This window comes from Streptomyces hygroscopicus (assembly GCF_026168105.1).
GTDB classification, from domain to species: domain Bacteria; phylum Actinomycetota; class Actinomycetes; order Streptomycetales; family Streptomycetaceae; genus Streptomyces; species Streptomyces hygroscopicus_D.
In genome coordinates this window covers 97,720-124,296 of the sequence record NZ_LBMW01000021.1, presented here as the reverse complement: position 1 = coordinate 124,296, position 26,577 = coordinate 97,720, and the positions used below count along the sequence as shown (strand labels likewise).

Sequence of the window (26,577 nt, the reverse complement as noted above, 5' to 3'; positions counted from 1 at the left end):
GCCGGATGCGCATCAACAATCGTTGACACACCGGCGGGTTTCATTCCGGCCGAGAAGGCGGAGGAACGCGACGCTGCCACGGTTTGTCTCAGCAATTCAGGGAAAGTTGAGACCTCCTGCGTTCGGTGGTCCGCACACCAGCGCCCAGCCGCCGCTTGTCATGCACAGCCTCGTCCCTGGGCTGCGCCGACACAGCGTGTAACTGCAGCGCTTTATGGAAGCAGCTCCTTGACTCGTACTGTTCGCGATCCGCAGTTCCCAAAGTCACCGTTTTTCTGAACGGCTAGGAGATTCGACTTGGCTACCACCGAAGTACCCCGTCCCACTCTGCTCCTGGTGCACGGAGCTTGGCACGGCCCCTGGTGCTGGGAGAGACTGGAGTCCGCGCTCGCTGACGACGGCTGGAGGACTCGCACGGTCGCACTGCCCAGTGCTGTGAGGTCAGGCGTTCCGGCGAACGAGCCGCTCGCCGGCGTTCACAGGGACGCGCAGGCCGTCCAGGAGACCATTGAAGGCATCGAAGGTCCCGTGGTGGTCGTCGGTCACTCCTACGGCGGCATTCCAGTCACCCAAGCCATAGCCGACGCCCCAAACGTCTCACATGCCGTCTACCTGGCGGCATATCAACTGGACGTGGGAGAGAGCCTGTTCGGCTTCCACGGCGCTCCCGAACCGGAGAATCCGAAAGGCCTCATCCCGCCTGCGGAAAACAGCGATGCTGCTCTCTACGCCGATGTATCCGAGGCGGAGACTACGCGAGCGGTGCAGCAGCTGGTGCCGCAAAGTCTGAGATCCTTCAGCGAGCGCGTGACAAAGGCAGGGTGGCGAACCGTTCCCTCCACCTACATCATTTGCGAGCAGGACCAGGCTCTGCCGCCCCAGGCGCAGGAGAACCTCGCTGCCCGAGCCAAGAACATTTGTCGGCTGCAAAGCAGCCACTCGCCGTTCCTGTCGATGCCCTCGGAACTTGCGTCCCTTCTCGCGCACATCGCACTCAAAGAAGCTGGCTGACCCCAACAGCGGAGCTCGAGCCGGTGCGCGAAACTGCAGTGTCGCCCGTAGACATCTCAAGCGCTTCAACACGTCAGGCTGCAAAGGCGAGTTGATTCACCACGCGGAAGGCCGTTCCGGGCTGCGAGGTCGACGCCGAGAACACTCAGTGGATCGCCCAACTCGTCGAACGCCGCCTGGTCCGGCCCCCGTTTGTGCCGCCGGAGCCGATCCATCAGGAGCAGGACCTCAGCCTCTACCGCACCGAGGTCGTCCGCGAACGCGCCGGCGAAGCTCGGCGGCTGGAGAAGCTCCTCGAAGACGCGGGCATCGAACTGTCCAGCATGGTCTCCAACATCCTGGGCTCCCGGGCCGGAGCGTGCTGGAAATCCTTGATCGCCGGGAAACGCGCCCCCGCGTGCCGTCCAGGTCGGCCAGAGGCTTCATGCGCCGCAGACCGACGCCCGCATCGAGGTCCCGACCAGGAACCTCGACGATCACCATGCGTCCTCGGGCGAACCATGCCGGACCAAATCGTCGCCCGCCGCGCAACCGACAGTCGCCTCAGCGAACCCATCGGCCTGCAGATCACCCCCTTTCGCCGCCAAATCGAGCCCCTGATGGCCGTCCCCGGGGTCAACACCCGGACACCGATGTGATGCCCTCCGAGAGGGTCAAGGCGGCCTGAGCTGCGGAAACCGCAGAGCATTCGGAACCTTCGTACTAGGATGGGTGTATGGCATCAACCACTCGACGGCCCTCCACCGCTGCCGACCGACGCGCCGCGGTGGAAGCACGGATACTGTCCGGGATCGGCGAATTGCTGCGCGACGGCAGGACTTATACCGAACTGGGGGTGGAGCAGATCGCGGCTGCCGGGGGTATCTCCCGATCGGGGTTCTACCTGTATTTCCGCGACAAGGTGGATCTGCTCCTGCGGCTGAGTGGATTCCTCAAGTCGGACAGCTTCGAGATCGTGCAGCGCTGGCAGCCCTGCGGCCCCGTCGGCGGACTTGACGGGCTTGCCCACACGTATGAGCAGGTGTTCAGGCACTACCGCAAGCACGCGTCCCTCCTCGCAGCGATCAGCGAAGTGGCTGCTTACGACCCTTCTGTACGCGACTCATGGACATCGGCTCAAGACCGATTCATCGACCACACTACGAACCTGCTGATCGAGGAACAGTTGGCCGGTCGCACGCCTGCTGATGTCGATCCGCGGTGCGCCGCCGGCGTGGTGGTGCGAGGCGGCGCACAGGTCATCGCCCAACAGGTGGCCACAAGCGATGGACATGACGATGCCTTGGTCGCCCGTGAGCTGGCATGCGGCTACTGGTACGGCGTCTTCCGGCGGCCTGAGCGACCGTAAAGCTTCATGAGCGGTGCGTGGCTCATCTCCCGTGAGAACGGCGGAGGCTTCTCGCTACGCGGCTTGTGTTTCGCGACGGGCAAGCCCGGCCCGTCGGACGCCCGTCGGACCGTGAGCGCGCCCACCGTGTCCGCGTGCGCCGCGTGGTCACGTCCAACGCAGCTGAACCACTCAGATGTGGCCCGGTGTTCCTTGCCGATGCCCCGCATGCGCGACACCGCCCTGCTGCAGATGCTCCATGACAACAGTGCCCGCGGACAACGGCGTGCCAGCTTCCCCGGCGACTTCCTGACCGCGCTCACCACGCTGTACAACGAGAGCGCCGAGAACCTGTCCGCCTGCCTTAGAGAAGCGGTCGACGCCATCGATCAGGCCTCCGGCTGCGTCAAGGACTCCGCTGGAGAACGACCCAAGAGAGCCGGCGTGTACTTCGCCGCTCACGCAAACGGTGCCGCCCACCGATCCGACGGTTGCCGCACCTCTCCAGCGATGTGGGCGGGCTGGTAGCGCCGCGTCGCTGCCCAACCCGTCAGCGCCTTGTACAGGATGAACCACTGCGACATCAATGGGCGGTGGCAAGTCTGGTACCGCAACGGCGCGATTCACCTATGAACGACGATGACCAGCGGCACGTAGAGGAAAGAGGACAAGCGTCTGCCGCGCACCGAGGAGGAAGACGGCAATGGATGACGAATACTTTGGGGAAACACCGGATCTTATTGCCAGGACTCTGCAGGAGCTATCGCCCAACGCGTCCTTCTCCTTCGATGGCATACTCAGATACACCCCGATCGCCGATAAGGGGAAGGTCGAGGAAGTTGCTCAGAGTATGATCGAGGCTGGCGCGATCGTGCGGACCAAGCGGACTTGGTTCGACATCCGTTCCAGATCCACCCGCTTCGACCCGAAACAGCACTTTCGTGTCGTTCCCGAGGCGCTCAATCGGTACCGCGAATCCTTCGCCCCGCCCCCCGCCTATGAGATTGCTCGGTCCGGCGCACCTCCCGCATATTCGCGACCGCCGGCGAGGCTGCCTCCCACCGATGGCCACGGGAGAAAGCCGCGGCCGATGAAAGAGCCGCTGCCGCCGCTGCCGCCCATGTCTCTGGCCCTGGCTGCCGGGCATATCATGCGGGATCCCGAGCCGGGAGCTGCCCCGCGTGATCATTCGCCCACGATTGCGTCGGCAGCTTCCCTCCACGTACCGAGAACCGGTGATCAGCAATCGACTGAACCTGCGCCCCGCCATCAGCCATTCTCTACAGCCGCGCACCCCCACTCCATCGCGAAGCAACGCACTGGCCCTCAGTGAAGGAATGATGAAGTGACCAGGCGCGGGGACGTCGCGATGAGGTGAGGACCGTGTCGCTGCATCCCCGGGACCGGCGAAGTGCCGGAGCGGACGGCCGAGGTAGCGCGGCTGGTATTTCCCAGGGGCTGCTCGTGCATGCGGATCCGTGAGGTGCTCGGGCCGCTGTCCCGTGACTAGGACTTCGCGGAGCTGTATCCGCGACGCGATCAGCCCGCCTGGCCGCCCCACCAGCTCGCCCTCGCCTCGGTGCTCCAGTTCGTGGAGGGCCTGTCGGACCCTGGATCATTGTGTGATCGGGATCTGTCTGGGTTCGTCAGGTGAGACCGAGCGCTTGTATCGGTCGGTGGTAGTCGCGGCGGGTGTGGCGGAGGGCGGCGGCGATGTTGGTCTGGCCGTCTGGGCGGAAGATACTGATGGCGAGGTTGCGCAGGGAGGCCATGACGCGGGGCAGGTTGCCGGTGCGGATCTTGGAGTTGTCCTTGCGGAACGTGCGGTCCCGCACGTGGTGCAGAAGGTTCTCGATACCCCAATGGCCTCTGATCCGGGTGGCGAGCTCGGTGCAGGTGGCGTCGAAGACGCTCAGGCCGGTGATCAGGTAGAGGCGCTCGATGGTCAGCTTCCCGGTGCTCAAATCGCGTCGCCACCTGACCACTCGGATCGCCTGGCGGGCGCCGGGGTAGTCGAGGTGGCGGAACGCGGCGACCTTGAGCCGGCGGATCTCGTCACGGTGGCGGGCGTGGCCGCGCGTGCGGTGCCCGAGCAGGATGTCCCGCCAGGGCAGCTTCCCGACCTGGGCGTACAGGCCCGGATGGTTCTTCTTCCCGACGGCCACGTAGTGCGCGCCGCGACTGGTCAGATAGGTGCCGTGATCGTGCTGGGTGTGCAGGGCGTCGGCGGTCACCACCGTGTTCTCCAGCTCGAGACCGCCCAGCGACGGTGCGAAGGAGGGGATCTCATTGCTCTTGGCAGCGACCTGCCGCTGGGCCAGGACCACGCCGTGGTGGTCCATCGCCGCCAGCAGCTGGATCGCCGTGGCCGTTGCGGTTCGCGATCCGCGGACCACTTTGCCGTCGACCGCGATCACCCGTCGTACTGGCGCTTTCTCCGCCTCCGGTTCGGCCGGGGTCAGCGTTCTGGCCTGTAGATATGCGCTGATCGCTGTGTCCAGCGCGTCACCGTCCACGCACTGCAGCAGGCGGCGCACGGTTGCGGAGTGCGGCGCTGGCCGCAGACCGGTAAGCGGGTCGACGGCGAAGCCGAGGAGCCCAGCACATGCCCTGGGGCATCCGTGATCCACTCGCCGATCGCGGCGAGCGACCGCGCCCCGGTCAGCACCGCCGAGACGGTCGCGCACGGCAACGCGAGGGCCCGATAGCGCAGTCCGCGCGCATGGCGGGGATCGGCGACCAGGATCGGGAAACGTCGCAGTCCAACGACATCGCTTCAGGTGAGGGGATCACCAGGGAACCCGGTTGCTCCAGTGCGGAAGGGCTGCGCGATGATTTTCGGGCAGGCACGGTCTCGCTCGGTTCTCATGGGTCTCGACAACCACGTGATCACCAGCACCATGCCTGCTCTGCTCTGCGGGATTCCTTGCCGCACAGCGGACATGACGGCACGTCACCCGCAAGACCGGCGAACCCGGACCAATCCTCATCACGCAATGCCCCTGGGCGCGCCAGAGAGTGAAGATGGTGACGAAGGTTGGTGCTTGCCGGTCATCTTGCCGGGGGCTGTGACGCTCGTGATCGAGGTTCGGGGGAACCCGTGGTCTCGTATCGTGTCTCCCGCAGCTCAGACATGCGACCTCGCCGTCCACAGTTCGGGGAAGACATGTTTCTGAACCCGCTTCTGCAACCAGGCCAGTCCGGTGGACCCTCCGGTTCCCGCCTTGGCGCCCATGGCCCGGCTGACTGCGAGCAGGTGATCGTGGCGCCAGCGCCACATCAGTTCGGCGACGTCCGTCAGCGCTTCACCGAGGCGCACCAGTTCACCGCCCTCGTCACCTGCGTACAGGGTAATCCACACGGCCTCCACATCGGGCGAGGGCTCATAGCGGCGCGCCACGTCACGCCGCAGTACCGACTCGGGGATCGCGTGCCCGCGTCGGGCGAGCAGTCGAAGCGTCTGGTCGTAAAGGCTCGGATCGTGCAGGGCTTTCTGCAGCTCGGCGTGCAAATCCGGATTCGTCTGATAAGGGATGAGCACCGACGCAGATTTCTCGCCGAGCAGGAACTCCATGCGCCGGTACATCACCGACTGGAAGCCGGAAGCGTCACCGAGGGCGCCGCGAAAGGAGTTGAACTGCGCGGGGGTGAGCCGGCCGAGCGGCTTCCAGGAAGAAGTGAGCGCCTCCAGTTCCCGCACCGAACGCTTTAGGGCGGCCATGGCGACGGGTACCCGGTCCTGGCCAAGCGCACAGGCCGCGGTCTCCCACTCGTGCACGATGACGGTGAACCACAGCTCCATAACCTGGGTCGTCACCAGGAAGGCCATCTCTGCGGGATCTGCCGAACGCGGATGCTGGAGGTGAGTGAGCACGTCTGTCCTGACGTAGTCTTCGTACGGTGTCCTTCCCTTAAAGACACGAGTCGGGGTCTCGGGCTGTTGAGCCTGAAGAGGCATATGAGCCTGCTGGGACAAAGCTGTCTCCTGTCTTACTCCGAATCGCCCGTGTCTGCTAATACGACCAGGGCTGGTTTCCGGTTCATGGCTGCAGTGGCCTGTCCGGGTAAGCCCGGCCCGACGCACCGAGGTTCGCCCCCGGTCGAACGACCGTTCTGACCGATCGCCGGGACGCAAAGCGTTGTGGGTTAAGGGCCGGTGGTCTGTGCGGTCGCAGTCTTGGGAGGCCTGCCCTCGCGCGCGCCTGGCTTCGCTGTAGCCCCCTGCCTCCGTTCGTTCATGCTGAGGGCCACCCCGGCGATGATGATGACGCCGCCCGTCGCCTGGGCCGGCCGGATCGACTCACCGTTGATCACCATGGCACCGATGACGCCGAAGACCGGGACCAAGTTGAGAATGTTCACCGCGACGCTCGACGCCATCCTGCACAGACCGTAGTTGTAGAGCAGGAAGCCGCCGACCGAGCACGCCACGGTCAGGTAGATCAGCAGCGACGAGGCAGTCGCGCCCGGCATCCGCCAGTCGCCGGCTTCCAGCAGGGACGCGAGCAGGAAACCGGCCGCGCCCGCCAGCGTCTGGTAGTAGGTGACGCTCACGGCGTCCTGGCCGGCACTCGCCCGCTTGACAAGCACGTTGTAGCCGGCCCAGGCCAACCCGCCGAGCAGCAGGAGGATATCGCCCAGCCAGCACGAACTGCCGCCGAACTCTGCTCCGTTGCATACGACGAGGAAGGCGCCGACGATGGCCAGGAACACGCCCGTCACCCGCAGCAGCGACATCCGGGCGCCGAAGACGACTAGTTCAAACAGCATCGTCATCAGCGGGTACGTGGCCACGATCAGCGACGCGTCGCACGCTGTGGACAGATCGACGCCGACGTTCTCCAGCGTGAAGTAGACAGTGATGCCCAGGAGTCCGCTCAGGTAGAGCAGCCGCCGCTGCCGGACGTCCGGCTGGGCCGGGCGGCGCCGGTTCAGCCGGACCATCACGCCCAGGAGTAAGGCCGCGAGGGTGAACCTGACGGCGCCGATACTGAGTGGGCCGACGTCCTCCAGCACCCGCTTGGTCACCGCGTACGAACTGCTCCAGAACAGTGCGGCTGCTACAACCGCACACACCGCCCACACGTCGGGCCATCGTTCACGCATCCGAGGTCTGCCCCTTTCCACTGCCACCGAACACACCGCGACCGAACGAACGTCGGCCAACCAAGGCAGAAGCCAATGAGATCATCGAAGTAGAATCCGAATTACGTTCCAACCGGGACTTTGCCCACAAAATACGTTTGGAGCGGGGGAGGGTGAAGTTTGGCCTCTGAGGCGGGAAGGGGCCCGGATGAATTCACTTGGTATGGGAAGGGCCATTCGCAGCCCGGGAGATTAGGAACAGGTCGACGTGGCCGCTCCGGAAGAGGGGGCGTTGACATATTGAATGGTCCTCAATCGCAAAGATGACTTGTAGTTGGGCATGCTCTCCATACAGATCTACTTGTTTCTACGTATGCGGCGGCTGCAGGGTTCGCAGACGAGCCCGGAGAGTCCGGGTGGTCGTGGTGGGCGACATCGCCGCTGCAGTCATCAGCCGCATTCGCTGCATACATGCGCCTGTTTGTTGCAGTGGCCCAACTCGTGAGCGACATTCGCTTTCGCCCCACCTTGCGCCCCCGCGACCACGGTATGCCGTTTTCATGAGTTAAGCGCAGGGTGTGGTCTGGCCGCCCAACGCCAGGCTTTTTGGGAGCAGTTGCGCGCGGAGGCGGCTGAGCGGCTCGCCGGAGGGGACGAGACGGCAACTGTTGCTGCACGGGACCTGCGCGTGACCGTCCGCTCGCGGCAGCGCCGGCGGAAGGTCTCACCGTCTTCCAGATGCCCTCCTGCGCACCCGACCTCAACCCGGCCGAAGGCATCTGGCCTGTTGTCCGGCCGGTGCGGCTGTGGATCGTCGAACCGGTCGGGGACACCGGTAACTGGGGACAGCGCTACTACCCCCACCGGCTGCTCGCCCACCAGATCCGCGTCGTGGGGGAAACCGACGTCTGGCCGGCCCTCGGAGCCGGCGGCCGTCGTCCGGGACGTCACCGCCCACCAGCTCCCCGAGCGCGCCCACCGGTGGGCATCCGACTGGGACGCCGGCTCCGAGGGCATGCGCGAACGGCGCTGGAACTGGCAACTGTGCGGCGGCCGGCACGGCGGCAACGGTGCGTGGGCGCAGTCGGTGGCCCAAGCGACCGCCCGCGGCTGGCGCGAGTCCGCCGCCCACCGGTGGACCCGGCGCCTGGCCGGCGACACCGTCGACAAGGTCCTCGCCGCCTCCGGCGCCAGCCCGCAGGCCGTCAGCTACGCCCGAAGCCGCGCCACCGACCTGGCCACCGCATCCCAGCACCAGGCCCGCTTCGACACGTACGTGCTCGAGCGATGATGTTCGGGCAAGGCACGGTCTCGCTCGGTTCTCATGGGTCTCGACAACCACGTGATCACCAGCACCGTGCCTGCTCTGCCCTGCGGGGTTCCTTGCCGCACAGCGGACATGACGGCACGTCACCGGCGAGACCGGCGAACCCCGACCAATCCTCATCACGCAATGCCCCCTGTCGGACCGCCGGGCCACGGCCACTGCCCGGGCGCGCATCGACTGGAAGTTTCTCCTTGGGCTGGAGCTCACCGATCCGGGGTTCGATACATTCGTTACTGACCGGGTTCCGCGATCGCAATCTCGCGGGCAGCAGGCCGGAGCGGCTACTCGATCTGGTGCACCTCCGCTCAGCTGGGCGTTGCACCCCGCACCACTCAGCCTCCAGAATTCCGATTCGGTAGACGGTCAGCATAGGCCCGGCACGGTTGCGGCATCGCTCGCTGGGAAGACCTCGGCAGGCTTCCGAAAAGGCCGTTTCACACCATCGCACCCGTAGCGAACACACACAACGCATTCGTGGAGCAAATAGTTCAGCGGAAGCTCGAATTCGGGGGAATTGTTGACCCTCGAGCGAGGGCCGCTCTAACCTCAGGGCCGTCAAACGACACTCCGGTAGAAGACTGTCGGGGATCCTGTCGAAAAGAGGAGTCGAAATGAACTGCACTTCTGCCACAGCCATCGCGGAGCAGATCCTGGCGGGTGACCGGGACGTCGAAGTGCTCGATTTCACCGACGAGGAGGACTACACGGTGACCAACGAAACGGCCGGTCAGGGCACGGGGGTCTTCTGGTACTGCTGAATCGGCGAGCGTTGCTTCGCTGACTCAGCCCTCGTACGACGTCGTCGACCACGTCTCGTGGCTCGTCCAAGTCCGAAGGCGTGAACTCGCTTTCCGATGGCGCAGGCTGGGCTGCTTCAACCTCTGGATGGATACTCAAAGCGGCTTCGGCGACTGATGTCCCGCCCGCAAACGGTGCCCCGTGGCCTGTGAGGATGCAAGTGTCCAGGTCGCATCCAGAGTAGAGCCAGGGGCACCTTTGTGGTGGCAGAGCTTGAAGTGCTCTCCCGGCTGAGGCCGGGAGATTCCTGCCTACCTTGCGGTGGCGGGCTTGACGCCTCGGGGACGCCTGACGACTGCCCTCCCGGCAGCCGGGATGAGCCCGTGACCCATTCGGTACAGGTGCAGGATGTTGCGGGCGGCGTTGTGGTCGGCGTTGCCTGACCAGCCGCAGCCTTCGTTCTTGCACACGAACATTGCCTGGGACTCGCGGCTGCCCCGGGTGGTGAAGCCGCAGGCTGAGCAGCGCTGGGAAGTGCCGGCGGCGCGGACCGTGGCCACGGGCGTGTGACCGCGCAGGGACCAGGTCCGTGCCTTCGGCGGTCGCAGCACTTGCCCGACTCGTCCGCGAAGCACAGCCACGCGTTCTGTTCCCTCACCGTCTTTCCACCCGCGGCCACGTCTCTTCGATCCACGTGGCCACCGCGTCCTCGTCCCGTTCGGCCGCCCGGCCCAACCGAAACCTCTGGCCGGATGCGCAATGTCAGCCGAGAGAAGGACGCCGTGCCGCAACGCGTCGCAAGTGGTGCAGCACGACACGCCGAACATTTCGTCACCTTGACGCTAATCTAATAACCGGCTCCGGCTTGGTCTGAGATGCTGGGTGCATCGCGTGAGAGGGGCGGCGTTCATGCAGTGGAAGACCCATGGCGAGCGGCAGATCTACACCAATAAGTGGGTGAATCTGTGTCTGGTCGACGTTCAGCAGCCTGACGGGCGCAGGTGGGAGTACCACGTCGTCCGCCTTCGGCACCTGGCCGTGGCCGCCGTGGTCAATGACCGCCAAGAGGTCCTCATGATGTGGCGGCACCGCTTCATCACGGACTCGTGGGCCTGGGAGCTGCCCATGGGCCTGGTCGAGGAGGGCGAGACCCCTGAGGAGGCGGCCGCCCGCGAAGTCCTGGAGGAGACGGGCTGGCGCCCTGGCCCCATCAAGCCACTGATCTACGCCGAGCCGGCCAACGGGATCACTGACTCACAGCACCACGTCTTCCGCATGGACGGCGCCACCTACGCCGGGCCACCCACGGAGAAGAACGAGTCCGACCGCATCGAGTGGATTCCCCTCTCGGAGGTGCGGGGAATGATCGACCGTCGGGAGATCGTGAGCAGTGGATCGCTCGTCGGTCTGCTGTACCTGCTCATGGACGAAGCGATCCGCTGACTGGTGGGAGGAGCTCCCGTAGCCGCGCCTCGAACGCCAGCGCTACGGGCTCCTGTCTGTACGGGGCCAACTGGTCGTAGAACTCTCGGAGATGACCCGATACCCGCTCGGAGGCCACCGCCGCCGCGGGCTCCAGAGCTTGCGTAGCGGTGTGGCACGCCTGATCAAGCTTGCCTTGGTCCAGCTGCGTCCGTGCCAGCCAGAACGAGTGGAACGCGCGGCCTCGCTGGTTGGTCCGGTCCTCCCGCCGCAGAGCATCCGCGATCAAAGGTTCGGCAGCCGCTGCTTCGCCCAGTCGGCCATGGGCGATGCCCGTGTCCACGATGAGCTTCGGCTCATCGAAGTAGGTCACCCATGACGGGTCCGGGTCGCTCGCCTGGATCTGCTCGAAATGGCGGTGCGCTTCCCCGATCGCGCGGTGAGTGGCGTCCCGGTTGCCGAGGGTCGCGTGGGCGAAGGCTTCCCGCATGGACAGCATTGACAGGACGCGCGGGGTGGTGCTGAGTGCCGAGCGGGCCTGGTCCTGGGCAGCGGTCACGAGTGCCAGAGAGTCCGCAGGCTTGTCCTGGTAGGTGGCTTGCAAGCTCATGCAGGCAAGGACGTTGGCCATGCACTGCCGGTCGTCGATCTCTTTGGCCAGTTGCAGGGCCTCGGTGAAGTACGCGCGGGCCTGGTTGTACTGGCGGGCGTCGAAGTAGGTCCAGCCGGTGAGCCGAGCCAGCTCGGCTGCGATGCCGTACAGGCCGTTCTGGATGGACGGCGGTCGGTTCTCCTTCAGGAGCCCGACGACATACCGGAGCTGGCCGACGATGGCCGGCCGCAGAGCCTCGCCGCCGTGCTGGTCGTCCCGTCGCCAGTAGTCCTCGATGGAGGAACGGAAAGCTACAAGTGTGGCTGCGCTCATGCTCGTTCGCGTGGCCAGAGCCAAGATGCTGTCCATATCGGGACCTGGCAGAGACGCGGGCGTCTGCTGCTCGCGCTCCGGTACTACCTGGGCTGCCTCCCGCTCGGTGACGACGAGAGCCTGCGGCGTCTCCCACCCTCGGCGGGCAAGCCCGAGCATGTGTCCTGGGATGCGCAAGCCGTCCGCGATGCGCTCGATTACGTCCATGTGCTGCAACTGGCGTCGTCCTGCGATCACTTCGCCGACACGGCTTGGGGTCAGGTCGCAGCGCCTGGCAATCATCGAGGGATAGATGCCCGCCTTGGTCTTCACCAGCCGGAAGACCCTGGCGAAGTCCCGCACCCGACACGCGTTAATCATCTCGGGATCGGTGAGCAGCCTGGCAGGCAGTTCCTGCGGCCGGTCGGGGTCGGGCATTGGGTGGCTCCCCACTGCGAGGGCTACGCAACGTCGCTGGGTCTCTACTTCCAGCGATGTTACCCAAGTTGGGTAATCAGCCTGACCTTTTGGCGGCCGCCCCCGAATCGCGATGCTCCTGTGCATGGCGAGCAACCAGCAGACCAGACCAGGCATCGGTGAACTGGCGAAAGACAGCGCCAGTGGACGTATCGGCGTCGTCATGGGGGAGGTCGGCGGCCGTGTGCAGATAAGGCCCGTCGGTGGCGGCAAAGAGTGGGATGCCATGCCGGACAAGGTCGTGGCGTCGCGTGCGCGGGAGGAACTGAGCGCACGCCTGGCCATCCGGAACGGCAACAGCCGGAACGGGCTGTGATGCGCGCCAACGGCCGGCATGCGGGAGTCCTGTTCATCATCATGATCAGCGGGTCGTGCGGCCTGGTGATCGGCACGGCTCTCGCCATCGGCCAGTAGACCGGCCGCCCCGAACGGGTGCCAGTTCCCCGGCTCCCCCGTCCCCGTTCGGGGCCGGCCATCCAAGCCCGCGTCCTGGTCGCCCATGCTCGGCGACCGATGCGGCCGGTAAGTGCCATGCACCGCCACATACGAGGAGCATTCGCATGACGGCAACAGCGAACGATCAGAGGACCGGTCGCGCGGTAGCTGATGAGGAGCTGTTCGAAAGCCTCACCCGCTTCCTGATCGTCCACAACGGGCAGTCGCCCGAGCGTGCCGAGCGGATCGCGGACCAGGCGGTGGCCTTCGTGGTCACCGCAGCCACCGCCACCGTCCCCATGGTCCCGTCGGACGACGTGGACTTCGGCCTACACGCGCTCATCCTGCACACGAAGGAGTACGCCGCGCTGTGCGAGCGGTACGCGGGCCGCTTCCTGCACCACAACCCGATGCCGGGCGGAGGGGCCCGTGACCCCGAGAAGGTCGCCGCCTCTGCGCACGCCATGAAGGCAGCCGGGTTCATGGTCTTCGACGACCTGTGGACCGTGGACGGCACGAACCTCGCGCAGTGCGACTCGGACTGCGGCCGACCGTACGGTCAGGCGTAGCACACGACAGCAGCGACGCGGCCGGCCTCGACTCGTGGTCGGCCGTGTTCGCCCGGGAGGAGAAGAGACATTGTCCGGTTCACCCCCTGACCTGCCGATCGTGGTGCTCGACGCGCTGATGCCCAAGGCTCAGCGCCTGGTCCTGGACCGCCGGGGTTCCATGGTCTGGGAGGTCGAAAGCCATCGGGGCCACTACGCCGTGAAACTCGGCTACCCGATCGAGGCCACAGCCGACTGGCCCGGCCAGCCTTGGACCGCCCTCGCACCCGCGCGCGAGGGAGCCGTGCTGCATCGCCTCGGCTTCGATGACTTCGCATACGGCGAGTGGGAACGCGGGACGTGGAACCTCCAGCCGTGGCACGAGGGGCCGGACCTGTACCAACTCTGGGAGCCATGCCGTAGGCAAGCCTCACCCCTCGAACCGCACGCCAGGGTGGCGCTGGGCTGCGTAGAGGCTCTGGCCGAACTCCACGCCAAGGGCTGGGCACACGGTGACGTACAACCCGCGCACTTCCTCATCGGATCGGAACGGACACACCTCATCGACCTCGCCCTAGCCCGAGGCGGACAGGTCCCCGAGGGGTACGACTTCCCGTTCCGCGGCTGCCTCGTCCACTACGAGGCGCCCGAGATCGCGCGCAGCGTCCTCGCCACAGGGGAAGCCGAGCCGACGCAGGAAGCCGACATCTACGCACTCGGCGCTTCCCTGCTCATCTCGGCCACCGGCTGGCGAGCTGTCGAGTACCCGGACGACGCTCCGCGCCGTGTCCAGCGAGAGGCCGTGGCCGACGGCAGGCGCCGACCCGTGAAGGCGCCCGGTGAGCTGGGCGAGCTGATCGAGGCGATGCTCAGCCACGCTCCCGAGGATCGGCCAACCATCTACGAGGTGGGTAAGGCCCTGAGCTGCCTCTGAGGCGCCGGTTCACCAACGCCGCTCGCAAGACCAAGGCCAACAGCCAAAGACCGGACCACCCCTCAGCCTGGACAGCATTCCGGTTGGTCCGGTCGCGGAAGCCCTGCTCAGGACCCCGGTGCCGATGGTACGGGGGCAGTTGGCGTGCTCGGATGCGGGTGCTGATCCAACCCCGGCTCCACCTTGCGAATTGAGAGGGGTCCTGACCTGAGCCACCGAAAGTCAGCCAAGACGGCGGGTGCGCCGATCGAGCACCCGTCACGTGTGTTTCCAGCAACCCCGTACCGGCCTCAGCGACGCTACTTCCTGCGTCCCGGGCCGCACCTCGATCCGGCCTGGGCGCTGCCGACCTGGCATGTCAACTGGGCTGCGACTGCGGCTCTGTGGGCTATGCGGCTTGGAACGGTGGGCGGTTACTGATGATCTTTGCGTGATGTCGCGTCATGGCCGACGATCGTCGCAGTTCAAGCGGACGCCGTCTGCGACATTACGCGTGGAATCTCAGTAGATGGCGTGGTCGTGCTTCGGCGGGTGTCGGCCTGGTCCTGGTGCTCGGACTGGTCGGGTTGCTTCCTGGTCTGGCTGCCCGCTTTGGCGGTGCTGCGCGCTGAGCGGGTGGGGGCCGCCGGAGCGGTGGCGGAGACATGGAGCGGCGGGGGCCCCTGGCCGCCAGCGCGCGCGGCCCGCCGCACGCGGGCCGCCTTGATCCATTAAAGATGGCCCTGCTGCACGAACTGGAGGACGAGGACGTCCGTTCCGGCGTCTATGGGGCCTTTGACGGCGCGTCCGAGTTGCTGCGCGGCCTGCCTCCGGGGCGTGGGCGCTGGTGACCTCGAACTACCAGCACCAGGTGCGCGGCCGTTTCCTACGGGCGGGCCTGCCTGTGCCCGACGTGATCGTGGATGCGGTCGCGGTCGCGGTCGAGGAAAGCAAGCCCTCTCCCGTCCCGTATCTGCAGGCGCCGTGCGGTTGGGTGTCGAGCCGAGAGACTGCCTGGCCATCGAGGACGCCCCTTCCGGAGTGCACGCCGGGTTGCGCGTCGGCATGACGGGGGTGGGGCATGAACGCCACTGTCGCGGTGGAAGGCGTGCACACGTCGGGCTATGACGGGAACGCGCATCCTCGCCGCCCTCCGGGTCGGTCTGGAGGGCCTGGCAGGTCGGCTGGGTCAGGCGTCGGGTCATCAGAGGGATCGCGGCCCAGGTGATCAGGGCCTGACTGTGCTGCGGGAGCCGTCCGTCGCCGCAGGCCGGGCGGCAAGTGTGCATGATTCAGCCCAGGCCCCGTTTCACCGTGGGGACGGTGACGCCCAGCAGGTCCTCCGCCCAGTCCACGAGCTGGCCGGCGTAGGCGGAGTCCGCGCAGACCGCAGTGCGTTCGGGACTTCAGCCGGAACCCCGAGCGGACCATTCACCGGCGTCGAGGCCGCACAGTCAACGCATACGTCGATTAAGTAGTTCAGAGTGAACTCGAATCTATTTGAGCTTTGACGCTCAAATGACGGCCGCTCTACCGTCAACATCGTCAAACGACGCCTCCGGCAGGAGACTGTCGGGGGCTCCCTCGAAAGGTGGAGCTGATATGAACTGCACGACGGCTACGGCGAATGCAGAGCAGATCCTGGATGATGACCGAGACGTCGACATTCCCGATCTCGGCGGCCAGGTCGACTACACGGTGAGCAATGAAGAGTGTGGCGGCGGCTATGGCAACAATGCCTACTGCTGAGCGGATCTCACCTGGACCGGCGAGTGTGTCTCTATTTCCCTGATCTACACGCTTGCGAAGCGTGGGCCGTGAGTGCCGCGAGCTGGGGCGGATCATTTCCTCCGCCGCAATGCTCCGGCGCTCACGGCTCCAGCTCTCATATTCGAAGGTTTTCTGAGTTATGGCTATCATTGACGTCACCCGGGCCTACAAGGACCTGCTGGCCCGGGAAGAGGAGATTACGGCAGCAGTACGAACGTCCGTTGGCCTGTTCGGCGACGATCAACCCTTGCTCGCAGACGCCGTCGCGCGACTTCTTCACAGCGACTGCAGTAAGGCCAGCGTCTTCCGGCTGCTGCCAATTCCTGTCCTGGGCGCTCTTGGCGGCGACCCCGATCATGCGCTGCCGCTTGTCGTCGCTTCCCGCATCTGGTGGACGGGGGCGGAGGTCTTCGACGATCTGGCGGATGGTCAGTACGACGCAGTTGCGACCGGGGTGCCGGCAGCCCAGGCGAGCATCGCCAGTGCGGCGTGTCTCGCCCTTGTCCCTCTGACCGTGCTCGACCAGCAGGCACTGCCCCGCCACCTCAAATCGAGCTGGGTGCGGGAGTGCGTTGACAGCTCGCTGCAGGCCGCCGAGGGCCAGCTGGCCGATGTCTCCTCGGCCTCCGGTTTTCCCTCGTGGGCCACGGCGATGAGGACGTACGCCGACAAATGCGGAGCGCCGTACGCCAGGGACGCGGCGATGGCCGCTCAGCTGGCCGGTGCGAGCGACGAGTTGCTGCGCGGGTGGCGGGCCTTCGGCAGGCTCTTCGGTGTACTGCGCCAGCTGGCCAACGACCGGTCCGCGGAGTCGGCCGAGACCGACGAGGACCTGATCAACGGTACCAATACCCTGCTGCTCGCCCATGCGGCCGAGTCGGCGGCCGGAACCGCTGAATGGGATACGTTGACGTCGCTTCGCGTCCGGGCACGGCACGATCCGGCGGCGCGAGTGGCCTTCGGCGAGCGGCTCAACGCACCGGACATATCGGGCACGTACAACCAGCGCGTACGCTCACTGCACCGGAACCTGTGCGTTCTGCTCGAAACGCTGGCGGATCCGTCCGAGGACAGAGACCTGATCCGGTGGATGCTGGACGCGTCGGCCAAGGCGTCGCGGCTGGGCAGGACGGAGGACGCGGCGTGATTTCGGACAGCCGTATCCAGGAGCTGCGCCGCATGGCGGCGGCCATGGCGCCTGACATCCCGGTGTCAGGGAGCATGCTCGCCAGGCTCACCGACGACATCGTCGCGCGGGGCCCGATCAGCCGACTGATAGCACATCACCCGGAGGCGGGCGAGCCCTTGTTCTGTCTCAGGGCCTTGGCGGGAGTGCGTCTGCTGGTGCTCACCGGGCGGGCTCCGGATCTGGCCGCGCATCTGGAACGCCTCACACCCAACCTCGGCAACGCCGAGTACATCGAACGCACATGGACATTGTTCCGGCAGGCGCTGTTGAGTCACCCGGCCGAGATCCTGGCGGCCATGGACCGCCCGGTTCAGCAGCACCAGCCGACGCGCGCCGGGGTTCTGCTGCGCGGGCTCGGCATGCTGGGGGCGCCCCGGATAAGACTGCTCGAGCTCGGTGCGTGCGCCGGCCTCAACCTTCTGCTCGACCGGTATCGCTGGTTCGGTCCCGGTTGGGAGTGGGGAGATGCCAACTCGCCGGTCAGACTGGCGACGGACGGACCGGTGCCGGGGGACTTCGGGATCGTGGACCGCGCCGGGTGCGACCTGGCGCCCCGCGATGCCGCGGATCCGGTCGACGCGATGATACTGCGCTCGTTCATTCCGCCTGAGCGTGACATCGAGCAGATGGAACTCGATGACGCCATGGCACTTGCTGCTCGTACAGGGCTGCGCATCGACAAGGCCGACGTCATCGAGTGGCTCGTTACGAAACTCTCGGCCACGTACGACGAACCGGGCGTACTCACGGTGGTGTGGCACAGCCTCTTCTGGTGGTACCTCCCGCCGGAGAAGCAGGTGGCGATCGACAGGATCCTCGCCATGGCGTCACGCCGCATTCAGCTGGCCAGAGTGGCGTTCGAGCCCACCAGCTGGTCCGAAGCGGCACGGCTTCAAGTGCACGTCTACTCATGACACATCACGACTTTGGTAACCGTCACCGTCCCAGGAAGGCGCCAGTGCGCTCATGAGTGCACCGAACATTCCGCTGCATCTGCGCAGGAACCGCTTCGCTCTTACCGATGAACTCGCACGGCTGCGCGCCCACGAGCCCGTCACTCACGTCACTCTGCCGTCCGGAGCCACGGCTTGGCTGATCACTCAGTACGAGCACGTGCGTCACGTGCTGTCGGACCCGGTGCGGTTCGGCAACGACGGCCGGGCCGTGCCGGATCCGTCGAGCGGCCATGTGGGTGGGGTACCGTCCAACTTCCCGGCAAGGCACGGAGATCTCACCGCGTACGATCCGCCTGAACACGGCAGGCTGCGTCGCCTGGTCGCCGCGGGCTTCACCGCCCGGCGGGTCCAGCGGCTGCGTCCACGTGTCGAGAGCATCGTGTCGGCCGTTGTGGACGCGATGGAAGAGGCGGGACCGCCTGCCGATCTCGTGCAGTCCTTCGCAGCGCCCATCCCGTCCATGGTGATCTGCGAGTTGCTCGGGGTGCCGTACGCGGACCGCGCAGAATTCCAGCAGCGCACCATCACACGTTTCGACGGTACGCGTGACGTGCGCACCCGCATGTCCGCTGAAACTGCCTCCCTGAAATACATGGCCGCCCTCGTCGCCCGGAAACGGGCAGACCCTGACGATGGGCTGCTCGGCACGCTCGTGCGTGAGCACGGTGATGAAATGGACGACGGCGAACTTGTCGGCATTGGCGATCTGCTGCTGTTCGGCGGACACGAGACGACCGCCAACATGCTGGCTCTGGGAGCCCTGTTCCTACTGGAGAACCCCGAGCATGCCGAGGCAGCACGCGACGACGAGCGCATCGGCGAAATCGTCGAGGAACTGCTGCGCTATCTGTCCGTCGTCCAAAGCGGCGTACCCCGGATCGCGCGGGAGGACGTGACTCTTGCCGGCAGACGCATAAGACGTGGTGAACGGCTGCTGTGCTCCCTGTCGTCCGCCAACCACGACGACGCCCTGACGCCGGAAGCTGAACGTTTCGACGCCACGCGCAGGGCCGCGCATCTTGCCTTCGGTCATGGAATCCACTACTGCGTCGGAGCACCACTGGCCCGTATGGAGATGCGGCTCGCCTACCCGGCGCTCCTGCGCCGCTTCCCCGGCCTGGGCCTCGCCGTGGCGTCCGACGAGGTCGCCTTTCGCCCTTCGGTCTTCTACGGCCTGCGAGAGCTTCCCGTCACATGGTGAACGCGTTCCCCCTCACCCGCTGCGCCGGGGTGTGGGCCCAGGTTGAGAGGCATGAGAGAAATGACAGTTCTGGACCCGGAATCCACAGAGGGACGGCTCCTCAGGGCTCTTCTGCACCTGCGTGGACTCTTCACCGCGGATCAGCTCCACTTGATGGCCGGCAGGCCGATGGCAGGATCGTACGCCGCTTTCAGCCAGTTGGAGGGCAACCAGTTCATTCGCCGCGGCTACGGCGTGCCGCAGTCGTATCAGGTCTACTCGGCGACACCGAAGGGACTGGCGTGGGCCCGCGTGCTGGAAGACCTCGTCGCCAATCCGCAAGCGCTCGTCAAGAGTCCCTCCCATCCGTGGGGCAGGCTTCTGCTCGCCGCATTCCACCGGAAGCAGGGGCAGTTCACCGCAGAAGAGCTCGAGCAGGTCTTGGGGCTCGCTGTGGGCAGCCTGCGGGAGACCCTGATGACAAACGTTGTCTTCTTCGCCCCGGCCAGCACATCTGCAGGTTCTCCCGCGTACTGCCTGACGGCTACGGGGCTGCAGAACGCCGCGGTGCTCGACCGTGCGTGGCGCGAGATGTATGCGATGCACACCTCCTCGCATGCCGTCCACGAGACCGCACCCGTAGCCGCCGAGTCTGCGGGCCCCGTGAAACCGCTCCAACCTGGTCTGCGGCCAACACCATGGGCGCCTGGCCGCAACGAGCCGCTGATCAAGGCCCACGGTCTTGCACGGCAGTTTCGGCAGCGAGGCCGCAACGGCACTGCGGTGCACGCCGTTCGGAGCGTCGACATCGCCGTCGCGCGTGGTGAGCTGGTGGGCTTTCTCGGGCCGAACGGCGCCGGCAAAACGACCACCTTGCGTATGCTGACGACGCTGCTTCGGCCGACCGCCGGCAAGGCCGTCGTCGCCGGGTGCGACCTGCTGAGCGACCCGCGCGGGGTGCGCAGACGGATCGGTTATGTGGCCCAGGGAAGTGGCTGCTCACCGGAGAGCACGGTCGAGGAAGAGCTGCGGTTGCAGGGCCGACTGCATGGTCTGTCCAAGTCCGCCGCAATCGCACGTAGTGCTGAACTCCTCGAGCAACTCGACCTCCTGGGTCTGGAGCGAAGACTGACCCGAACGCTGTCGGGCGGCCAGCGGCGACGACTCGACATCGCCCTGGGCCTGGTCCAGACGCCTGAACTCGTCTTCCTGGATGAACCGACCACAGGGCTGGATCCGCAGAGCCGGGCGAACCTGTGGGACCACATCCGTCGGCTACGAGCCGAGCAAGGCGTGACCGCCTTCCTGACCACGCACTACCTGGACGAGGCCGATGCTCTCTGCGACCGGATCCTCATCATGGACAACGGGCGAATCATCGCCGAAGGAACACCGGACACCCTCAAAGCGAGCGTATCCGGTGATGTGCTGGAACTCCGCTCGGCGCCCGGGCACATCGCAGCCACAGCCGAGATCGCGGGTCGTCTGGACGGGGCCCGTGACGTCTCCGCCGCGGACGGACTGGTCCGCCTACGGGTGCCACGCGGCGACATCGCGCTACCGGTCCTCATGCGGACGCTGAACAGCGCACAGATAGCGGCGACGTCCATCCAGGTCAACCGGCCGAGCCTTGACGACGTATTCCTCGCACTCACCGGCCGCAGTCTGCGCGAAGGCGGACACGACGGATCCCCGAGAGTCCTGCAGGAGGAACTGGTCAATGCGTGACATCTGGCTGATCTTCTGCCGCGAGCTGAACCATCGGCTCCGCAATCCGGTGTGGCTCATCATGGGCCTCGTCCAACCGGTGCTGTACATGTTCTTCTTCGGTCCGCTGGTCGAGAAGTTCGTCGCCCACACCCCCGGGTTCCCGCCCGGCGGCACCTGGACCATCTTCGCACCGGCGCTGATGGTGCAGATGGTCATCATCGGCAGCACCTTCGTCGGCGTGAACCTACTGGTGGAGTACAGGGCGGGTGTGTTCGATCGGTTCCGCGTGACGCCTGCCAGCCCCGTGGCACTCCTCCTGGGCAAAGTGCTCACAGTGGCCACCACGGTGCTGATGCAGTCGTGCCTGATCGTTCTCGTGTGCCACCTGGCGTTCGGGCTCAACCCGTCGCTCGCGGGCTTGAGTGTGTGCCTGCTCATCGTCGGCCTCCTGTCCATGTCACTCGCCTCCTGCTCGTACGCGATCGCGCTGCGCGTCAAGAACGAGGAGGGCGTGCAGGCGCTGCTCAACGCCTTCGTGCTGCCGCTGTTCCTCCTGTCCGGGACCCTGCTGCCGATCACCGCGAAATTGGCGCCCCGATGGCTGTGGAACCTGTCCCGGTTAAACCCGGTGGCGCATGTCATGGATGCGAGCCGGGCAAGCTTCCGTGGTGATTTCGGCGCGGCCGCTCTGCCCTCCGGTCTGATCGCCCTCGCCGTCATGACCACGATCTCCCTGTGGTGGGGTGTGGCGACGTTTTCCAGGGAAAACAACTGAAGCCACTTCAGCAGGTTGTTGGGCGCTGGTTGATGCGTGGTGCGTCGTACGAACAGGCCGCTCCCCCGGGAGCCGACACCACCGCGTGCCGCGATCGCGACTGTCGGGGGGCCGCAGCTGCACGGCGATGAACCGCCAGCGGCGTGTCTTCGTTGAGGCACCACGAAGAGACGACAGCCCCCGGTCTGTCGAAGGGCGATTACTCGGCCTTTCTTGCGCTCAGTGACGGGCAGGCGCAGGGCAACGGCTGCAGCATCGGCGCGAGGAAGGAAATCCATGACCAGGCGGAACGTGACCGCGGCCAAGCATACTCACCGAGACGAGGAACACGACGCTCGCGCTCCGCGGCCCGTGCGGCAGACCTCGACCACCCGGAGCGTGATCAGCCCGGTCCCAGTCTTCGTACAGGCTTGGGACCCGATCTCGCTGGCCGGGGTCACCAGCCAACTCGAACTGCACCCATCGATCTCTCTCGTGACCCGTCCGGATGAGAGTCCTGGCACCGTAGCGGTGCTGGTCTCGGACATCGAGGATGACTCTGCGTCCGTCCTGCTGCACCGACGCCTCATGCGCAGCGGCTGCGCTCGGACAGTGCTCGTCACCAACGACATACGAGTGACCGAACTTCTCGATCTGATCGAGTGCGGAGTCAGTGCCGTTGTGTGGCGTCATGAGGCCTCTGCCGGACGGCTTCACCAGGCCGTCCACACAGTGGCCCGCGGTGAGGGGTGCATGCCGCCCGACCTCCTCGCCGGGCTCATGAGGCGGGTGGCGGAGCTGCACCGCCGGGCAGTTGGCCAAGTGGCCCCGCCGACCGTCATGTCGGCCCTCGAGATCGACATCCTGCACCTCGTCGCCGCGGGTATGGACGACAAGGAGATCGCGGGCCGACTCGGCCGTCCCGAATCCGACGTCAAGCGCGCTCTGCGCAGCATGACCGCCAGACTGGGCCTCCGCAGCCGTGCTCACGCCATTGCCCACGCGCTGCGTGAAGGTTACATCTGACCGGTCACGCGGAGCGCCCGAGGGGCAATCCGGCGGAGCCGGTTGGTGCTCGCACGTCGCTCAGGGCCACTGCATTTCCTCTACGCGAGCCGTGGTCCGCGTCGCGCGGCCGGGGCCGGCACGGTCGGGGGCCGGTGCGGGGTGGGCAGGGGTTGGTCCGTGCTGGCCGAGGCAAGGCGCGCACCAAGGTCGGATCTCATCCTCGCTGCCTCCGAGGAGAAACGCCTGGAGCGACCAAGTTCGCCCCGCCGGGGGGCGAACTCGCCTTCCGGCGCGGCCGCCAGTCGATACGGGTGGTTCGGATATGAATCAAAGGGTATGTCGCGGCGTCTTCCGGTTTCCATGTCATATCGGTCCCGGTCAACTCCCTCCGGCCTCGAAGAAGGAGAAGGCTGCGGCGGGCCCGCCGGCGACTGGTTGGCATGTGAGGCGTGCACGCCATGCGAGGGAAGTGCGTGCATCGGCAAAGGGGGGTAGTACATATCGGTTTGAGCGGGCAAGTACGGCTTGACGAAGCCACCAAGGCCGACAACGAGCAACCCAGCGCCAGCCCAGTCGGGGGGCAGTGCGCCGGCGCTTGAGGCACCGTACAAGGCGTAACCAGCCATATTCATGATCCCGTGGACGGCACGTGAGTAATCGGGCTTCACATGCCCCTTGTCAGGATATCGAGAGATATGGTAAGCGGCATAGAGCTGCCTTGACAGTTGATATAGACCATCCAGTCCGCCCAAACCTGTGCCGAGGCCGTAGATGGGCAGACTGTCCTCGAATTTCCCAAACGCTTTGAACAGCGGTGGCACTCCATTGATGGCGCCAATGATCAACGCGTCCCTGCTCTTCCATGTAATCTCACCCACTTGCGCCATCATCTCGGCTACGGAGGAAAAAGAAACGGGGGGCATGACGTCTCCAGGGGGCTCTGGCCATGAGATGCGGTCCAGCCAGTTGCGCACAGCATCCTGCAATGGCGCGAGGACAACACGAAAATTCTACTTAGCCCTTCAAATGACACTCAGTAGCGTTTGCGTAGAATTATTCAAGAGTTCAGGTTGCAGCTTCGGCGCGTCCCAGCGCGCACGGGCGGCGGGAACCTGATGACCCCAGCCGTGGCCTCGCAGCATCTGGCTGATGCCAGACGGCGTGCCGCGTTCGCGTAGGCCTGCTCGTTGGGGCCGCAGACGGTACACGCGAACCTGCTTGGCTCTTGCGAGAGTTGGCATCCACGCATCCGCACCGGTTGCACGTCTGATGAGAGCCGCTGCCACGACGCCCCTGTCGATGCCGATCAACGTGTTCGGGAGCGCGTTCGTTGGGGGTGTGGTGGTTTCATCGTCCACGACGTAGGAGACGAACCAGCGTCCGCCCTTCCGGACCAGCGTCCGCCCTTCCGGACAACGTCTGGTGTCCGTGCTCTGGGTCAATCTCACCATCAGACAGCGGCCGCGACGAACCAGACTCCTGGGACACGCGTAGAGCAGACCAGAACGGCTACCGGGAGAGGTCGACAACCATGACCAAGACAACGCCAGGCGCGGCACCCACAACTCAGCCTCCGAGACTACCGCCGCAAGTCGGCAACGCATGCCGCGCGACACCACAACAAACCACGTTCAAAGGCCACTTCACCATCCCTGCCGCCGTCAATCCCACCGACCTCGCAGACCACCATCTGGAAGTGGTCCGGCGTGGGTCCCATGACTCGTACATCAAGAAGGCGGGGCAACTGGTGATCGAACTGGTCGCCCTGACTGTGGGGTTCCAACCCGGAGACAACTTTCTGCCCGAAGCAGCCGATCTACGTTGGCGCGATGGAGCGCTCCTGCACACCTTCACCTACGGCCGGGACAGCGAGCTGGCCCACCAGCATCTGGCCTTGCTGCAGCACAGACTCGCCGCTTTCTCAGTAGCGCACTTCCTGGCCGCGCTCGCCGGCGACCTCAGCTCCCACAGTTCGACGACCGCGCCGGCGACACCTCAACGAGGCATGGGGCTTGCACCCCTGTCAGCCGGCCCTAGCCGGACCTTGCCACCTGGGCGCCTGGCGGCAGCTGTTCGCCGCCGCCCGCAAGGGCCGAGAAATGATCAAGGCCGATCTCAAGAAGACCATTCGTAACCTGTCCGCCGTTGCTGACACGATGCGTGTCACGCGCGCCTTGACCGCCGGATCGCCGCCAGCGGCAAGGTTCCGGCCGCTCCACGGGGCCACGTTCACCTGCACCTGTCAACAGGCCGGTGACGGCCACTTGCCCGGGCCGAAGTCGGCGGCGCGCCAGTGGACTTACTCATGGGTGCCGAGCCCAAGTCGGTTTGGATGTACGTCGGTTGCCCGCGTCGGTGCGCCTTGGGCAGGCTGGGCTGGAGCGAGGCAGACGGTGCCCGGACGGCCGCATGTCACCCGACTGAACCGATTACCGAGACCTCATCCAGACCGCTCACCGCCAACTTGCTGGCCCGATCGCGCTGTTGCGTTCGAGACAGGGCACTTGATGGGAAGTCGGCGTGAAGCCCCGAGCGGGCAGGGAGCGCGCGGATGCGTTAGGTCGCGGCCCGACCCTGTCCCAGGGCACGCTCAGAGCCGCGCGCGGAGGACCCCCGGGTGATGCGCCGCAAGAGCAATTCTGCGGGGCCGTATCGGGTGCGTGCCATGACATGTCTGGCGACCAGGAGCTGTGTTCCGTAGAGGACAAGGCAACCCAGTGCCAGCACGCCGGGGCCGACGCGTCCGTACAGTGCGAACCCGTAGCCGGTGAAGACGAACGCGAGGACCGCGGACTGAAGCAGATAGTTTGTCAGCGCCATGCGTCCCGCCGGGGCCAGCATGTCCCGCAGCCGCCTGCCGAATCGTGCACGTCCCATCAGCAGCAGAAGGCCACACACGTAGGCAGCGGTCAGTGCAGGAGCTGTCAGGATGCCGAAGGCCCTCCCGATGTAAGCGAAGCGGTCGTCCAGCGGGCCGTTCTCACACATCGCCATGAACATGCTTCCCGGAAGCCCGATCAGCGCGCCGAGTCCCAGTATCCGTTTCGCCCACACGGTGTACCGTGCCGGTTCCTCGAGAACCCGGTGTTTTCCGGCTGCGAAGCCGATCAGGAATGCGGCGAAGAGATGGCCCCCGTAGAGAATGGCTCCCCCGGCCATCTCTCGATAAAGACCCACGTTGGCATGGATGATGTCAAGCGGTCCGCCCCGATAGGCTGCGGTGTCCCTCGCGGCAAGATCAGTGGCAGCACCGGGGTCCGGCTTCGCCAGGACCACCGTCAGCAAGCCGATCACCAGGAAGACCGCCGTCAGGAAGGCGATGATCAGGCAGGCGAGACGCAGCGCGGTTCGCGCCCGCAGACGTCGTACGGCCGTCAACACCAGCCCCAGCGCTGCGTAGGTCATCAGGATGTCGCCGGGATAGAGCAGTACCGCGTGCGCGGCGCCTATGAGGAACAGTCCAAGAAGGCGTCGCCCATGGCGCCGGGCGAAGGGCACCCCGTCCCTGTCGGCAGCACGTATCTGCAGGGTGAAGCTGTATCCGAAGAGAAAGGAGAAGAGCAGATAGAACTTCATCGTGCACAGAGCCGTGACAAGCCATGCGGCAACGTGGTCGCCGACGGCGAAAGGACCTGTGGGCAAGCCGTACACGCCCGCGATGACCTGGGCGTTGACCAAACAGATGCCGAGCAGAGCGAAGCCGCGCAGGGCGTCGATTTCCTGAATGCGGGCAGCCGTACGCTCCATGCCGCTCTCAGGGGCCGGCTTTCCTCGCAGGGTGCCTGGCAGGTGAAGCGGAACCATCTCCATCGCCCTCCATGGT

At 65.9% G+C, this 26,577-nt stretch carries 22 protein-coding genes and 2 pseudogenes; 18 read left to right on the top strand and 6 right to left on the bottom strand.

Annotation, left to right across the window (positions count from 1 at the left end; all coding sequences use genetic code 11):
• Window positions 1-297: 297 nt before the first annotated feature.
• The 3 genes from AAW14_RS21195 to AAW14_RS21185 all read left to right on the top strand — a co-directional run bounded on the left by AAW14_RS21195 (window position 298) and on the right by AAW14_RS21185 (window position 2,866).
• The gene (locus AAW14_RS21195; RefSeq protein ID WP_265565481.1) at window positions 298-1,011 is read left to right on the top strand and encodes an alpha/beta fold hydrolase; all 714 of its coding nucleotides are present in this window, start codon (window positions 298-300) and stop codon (window positions 1,009-1,011) included.
• 715 nt (window positions 1,012-1,726) lie between these two features.
• Window positions 1,727-2,359: a TetR/AcrR family transcriptional regulator gene (locus AAW14_RS21190; protein WP_265565480.1), complete on the top strand. Its 633-nt coding sequence runs from the start codon at window positions 1,727-1,729 to the stop codon at window positions 2,357-2,359.
• Window positions 2,360-2,566: 207 nt separating this feature from the next.
• Window positions 2,567-2,866 (top strand): hypothetical protein, encoded by a 300-nt coding sequence (locus tag AAW14_RS21185; protein ID WP_265565479.1) that lies wholly within the window; start codon window positions 2,567-2,569, stop codon window positions 2,864-2,866.
• 1,118 nt (window positions 2,867-3,984) lie between these two features.
• Here AAW14_RS21185 and AAW14_RS21180 read toward each other — a convergent pair.
• From AAW14_RS21180 to AAW14_RS21170, 3 genes are all read right to left on the bottom strand, one after another.
• Window positions 3,985-4,875: an ISAs1 family transposase gene (locus AAW14_RS21180; protein ID WP_265565478.1), complete on the bottom strand. Its 891-nt coding sequence runs from the start codon at window positions 4,873-4,875 to the stop codon at window positions 3,985-3,987.
• Between the two features lie 590 nt (window positions 4,876-5,465).
• Window positions 5,466-6,314 carry a tryptophan 2,3-dioxygenase family protein gene (locus AAW14_RS21175; protein ID WP_265565477.1) on the bottom strand — a complete coding sequence of 283 codons (849 nt, stop codon included), beginning with the start codon at window positions 6,312-6,314 and terminating at the stop codon, window positions 5,466-5,468.
• Window positions 6,315-6,484: 170 nt separating this feature from the next.
• On the bottom strand, window positions 6,485-7,444 hold the full coding sequence (locus AAW14_RS21170; RefSeq protein WP_265565476.1) for a DMT family transporter: 960 nt from the start codon (window positions 7,442-7,444) through the stop codon (window positions 6,485-6,487).
• 994 nt (window positions 7,445-8,438) lie between these two features.
• Between AAW14_RS21170 and AAW14_RS21165 the strand changes: the two genes are divergently transcribed.
• Entirely contained in the window at window positions 8,439-8,714 is a 276-nt protein-coding gene (locus tag AAW14_RS21165; protein ID WP_265565475.1) for a hypothetical protein, read from the top strand.
• Between the two features lie 647 nt (window positions 8,715-9,361).
• The gene (locus tag AAW14_RS21155; protein WP_265565474.1) at window positions 9,362-9,508 is read left to right on the top strand and encodes a hypothetical protein; all 147 of its coding nucleotides are present in this window, start codon (window positions 9,362-9,364) and stop codon (window positions 9,506-9,508) included.
• Window positions 9,509-9,799: 291 nt separating this feature from the next.
• Here the strand turns inward: AAW14_RS21155 and AAW14_RS21150 are convergent.
• Window positions 9,800-10,039 (bottom strand): annotated as a pseudogene (locus AAW14_RS21150) (zinc ribbon domain-containing protein); the annotation flags it as partial.
• 358 nt (window positions 10,040-10,397) lie between these two features.
• On the opposite strand from AAW14_RS21150, the gene AAW14_RS21145 reads away from it, so the two are divergent.
• The gene (locus AAW14_RS21145) at window positions 10,398-10,931 is read left to right on the top strand and encodes an NUDIX hydrolase (protein ID WP_265565473.1); all 534 of its coding nucleotides are present in this window, start codon (window positions 10,398-10,400) and stop codon (window positions 10,929-10,931) included.
• On the opposite strand, the gene AAW14_RS21140 is transcribed toward AAW14_RS21145, so the two are convergent.
• Window positions 10,909-12,252 carry a hypothetical protein gene (locus AAW14_RS21140; RefSeq protein ID WP_265565472.1) on the bottom strand — a complete coding sequence of 448 codons (1,344 nt, stop codon included), beginning with the start codon at window positions 12,250-12,252 and terminating at the stop codon, window positions 10,909-10,911. The genes AAW14_RS21145 and AAW14_RS21140 overlap by 23 nt on opposite strands.
• A 112-nt stretch (window positions 12,253-12,364) precedes the next feature.
• On the opposite strand from AAW14_RS21140, the gene AAW14_RS21135 reads away from it, so the two are divergent.
• The 12 genes and pseudogenes from AAW14_RS21135 to AAW14_RS21080 all read left to right on the top strand — a co-directional run bounded on the left by AAW14_RS21135 (window position 12,365) and on the right by AAW14_RS21080 (window position 24,888).
• The gene (locus AAW14_RS21135; RefSeq protein WP_265565471.1) at window positions 12,365-12,607 is read left to right on the top strand and encodes a hypothetical protein; all 243 of its coding nucleotides are present in this window, start codon (window positions 12,365-12,367) and stop codon (window positions 12,605-12,607) included.
• 244 nt (window positions 12,608-12,851) lie between these two features.
• A complete protein-coding gene (locus AAW14_RS21130) occupies window positions 12,852-13,295 on the top strand; it encodes a glycine-rich domain-containing protein (RefSeq protein WP_265565470.1) in 444 nt (147 codons plus the stop codon).
• Between the two features lie 70 nt (window positions 13,296-13,365).
• The gene (locus tag AAW14_RS21125; protein ID WP_265565469.1) at window positions 13,366-14,208 is read left to right on the top strand and encodes a protein kinase domain-containing protein; all 843 of its coding nucleotides are present in this window, start codon (window positions 13,366-13,368) and stop codon (window positions 14,206-14,208) included.
• Window positions 14,209-14,924: 716 nt separating this feature from the next.
• A pseudogene (locus AAW14_RS21120) lies at window positions 14,925-15,415 on the top strand (HAD family hydrolase); the annotation flags it as partial.
• A 374-nt stretch (window positions 15,416-15,789) separates the two neighbouring features.
• Window positions 15,790-15,936: a hypothetical protein gene (locus AAW14_RS21115; protein ID WP_265565468.1), complete on the top strand. Its 147-nt coding sequence runs from the start codon at window positions 15,790-15,792 to the stop codon at window positions 15,934-15,936.
• Between the two features lie 160 nt (window positions 15,937-16,096).
• Complete coding sequence (locus AAW14_RS21110; RefSeq protein WP_265565467.1) at window positions 16,097-17,104, top strand: polyprenyl synthase; 1,008 nt, start codon at window positions 16,097-16,099, stop codon at window positions 17,102-17,104.
• A complete protein-coding gene (locus AAW14_RS21105; protein WP_265565466.1) occupies window positions 17,101-18,060 on the top strand; it encodes a DUF2332 domain-containing protein in 960 nt (319 codons plus the stop codon). The genes AAW14_RS21110 and AAW14_RS21105 overlap by 4 nt, the downstream gene beginning before the upstream one ends.
• 52 nt (window positions 18,061-18,112) lie before the next feature.
• A complete protein-coding gene (locus tag AAW14_RS21100; RefSeq protein WP_265565465.1) occupies window positions 18,113-19,303 on the top strand; it encodes a cytochrome P450 in 1,191 nt (396 codons plus the stop codon).
• A gap of 168 nt (window positions 19,304-19,471) precedes the next feature.
• Window positions 19,472-21,010, top strand: coding sequence for an ATP-binding cassette domain-containing protein (locus AAW14_RS21095; RefSeq protein ID WP_265565464.1), 1,539 nt, complete (start codon window positions 19,472-19,474; stop codon window positions 21,008-21,010).
• Window positions 21,003-21,767, top strand: coding sequence for an ABC transporter permease (locus AAW14_RS21090; RefSeq protein ID WP_265565463.1), 765 nt, complete (start codon window positions 21,003-21,005; stop codon window positions 21,765-21,767). The genes AAW14_RS21095 and AAW14_RS21090 overlap by 8 nt, the downstream gene beginning before the upstream one ends.
• 378 nt (window positions 21,768-22,145) lie before the next feature.
• Window positions 22,146-22,772 (top strand): helix-turn-helix transcriptional regulator, encoded by a 627-nt coding sequence (locus tag AAW14_RS21085; RefSeq protein ID WP_265565462.1) that lies wholly within the window; start codon window positions 22,146-22,148, stop codon window positions 22,770-22,772.
• Between the two features lie 1,513 nt (window positions 22,773-24,285).
• The gene (locus tag AAW14_RS21080) at window positions 24,286-24,888 is read left to right on the top strand and encodes a hypothetical protein (RefSeq protein ID WP_265565461.1); all 603 of its coding nucleotides are present in this window, start codon (window positions 24,286-24,288) and stop codon (window positions 24,886-24,888) included.
• A gap of 422 nt (window positions 24,889-25,310) precedes the next feature.
• Here the strand turns inward: AAW14_RS21080 and AAW14_RS21075 are convergent, their stop codons facing one another.
• On the bottom strand, window positions 25,311-26,564 hold the full coding sequence (locus AAW14_RS21075) for a DUF418 domain-containing protein (RefSeq protein ID WP_265565460.1): 1,254 nt from the start codon (window positions 26,562-26,564) through the stop codon (window positions 25,311-25,313).
• Window positions 26,565-26,577: the final 13 nt, after the last annotated feature.

What these genes read in the sequence shown, in the direction of transcription:
- AAW14_RS21190 (WP_265565480.1), top strand. Translation starts at nt 1,727, where the DNA reads ATGGCATCAACCACTCGACGGCCCTCCACCGCTGCCGACCGACGCGCC.
- AAW14_RS21185 (WP_265565479.1), top strand. Translation starts at nt 2,567, where the DNA reads ATGCGCGACACCGCCCTGCTGCAGATGCTCCATGACAACAGTGCCCGC.
- AAW14_RS21170 (WP_265565476.1), bottom strand. Translation starts at nt 7,444, where the DNA reads ATGCGTGAACGATGGCCCGACGTGTGGGCGGTGTGTGCGGTTGTAGCA.
- AAW14_RS21165 (WP_265565475.1), top strand. Translation starts at nt 8,439, where the DNA reads ATGCGCGAACGGCGCTGGAACTGGCAACTGTGCGGCGGCCGGCACGGC.
- AAW14_RS21155 (WP_265565474.1), top strand. Translation starts at nt 9,362, where the DNA reads ATGAACTGCACTTCTGCCACAGCCATCGCGGAGCAGATCCTGGCGGGT.
- AAW14_RS21145 (WP_265565473.1), top strand. Translation starts at nt 10,398, where the DNA reads ATGCAGTGGAAGACCCATGGCGAGCGGCAGATCTACACCAATAAGTGG.
- AAW14_RS21140 (WP_265565472.1), bottom strand. Translation starts at nt 12,252, where the DNA reads ATGCCCGACCCCGACCGGCCGCAGGAACTGCCTGCCAGGCTGCTCACC.
- AAW14_RS21135 (WP_265565471.1), top strand. Translation starts at nt 12,365, where the DNA reads ATGCTCCTGTGCATGGCGAGCAACCAGCAGACCAGACCAGGCATCGGT.
- AAW14_RS21130 (WP_265565470.1), top strand. Translation starts at nt 12,852, where the DNA reads ATGACGGCAACAGCGAACGATCAGAGGACCGGTCGCGCGGTAGCTGAT.
- AAW14_RS21115 (WP_265565468.1), top strand. Translation starts at nt 15,790, where the DNA reads ATGAACTGCACGACGGCTACGGCGAATGCAGAGCAGATCCTGGATGAT.
- AAW14_RS21110 (WP_265565467.1), top strand. Translation starts at nt 16,097, where the DNA reads ATGGCTATCATTGACGTCACCCGGGCCTACAAGGACCTGCTGGCCCGG.
- AAW14_RS21100 (WP_265565465.1), top strand. Translation starts at nt 18,113, where the DNA reads ATGAGTGCACCGAACATTCCGCTGCATCTGCGCAGGAACCGCTTCGCT.
- AAW14_RS21095 (WP_265565464.1), top strand. Translation starts at nt 19,472, where the DNA reads ATGGCAGGATCGTACGCCGCTTTCAGCCAGTTGGAGGGCAACCAGTTC.
- AAW14_RS21090 (WP_265565463.1), top strand. Translation starts at nt 21,003, where the DNA reads ATGCGTGACATCTGGCTGATCTTCTGCCGCGAGCTGAACCATCGGCTC.
- AAW14_RS21080 (WP_265565461.1), top strand. Translation starts at nt 24,286, where the DNA reads ATGACCAAGACAACGCCAGGCGCGGCACCCACAACTCAGCCTCCGAGA.
- AAW14_RS21075 (WP_265565460.1), bottom strand. Translation starts at nt 26,564, where the DNA reads ATGGAGATGGTTCCGCTTCACCTGCCAGGCACCCTGCGAGGAAAGCCG.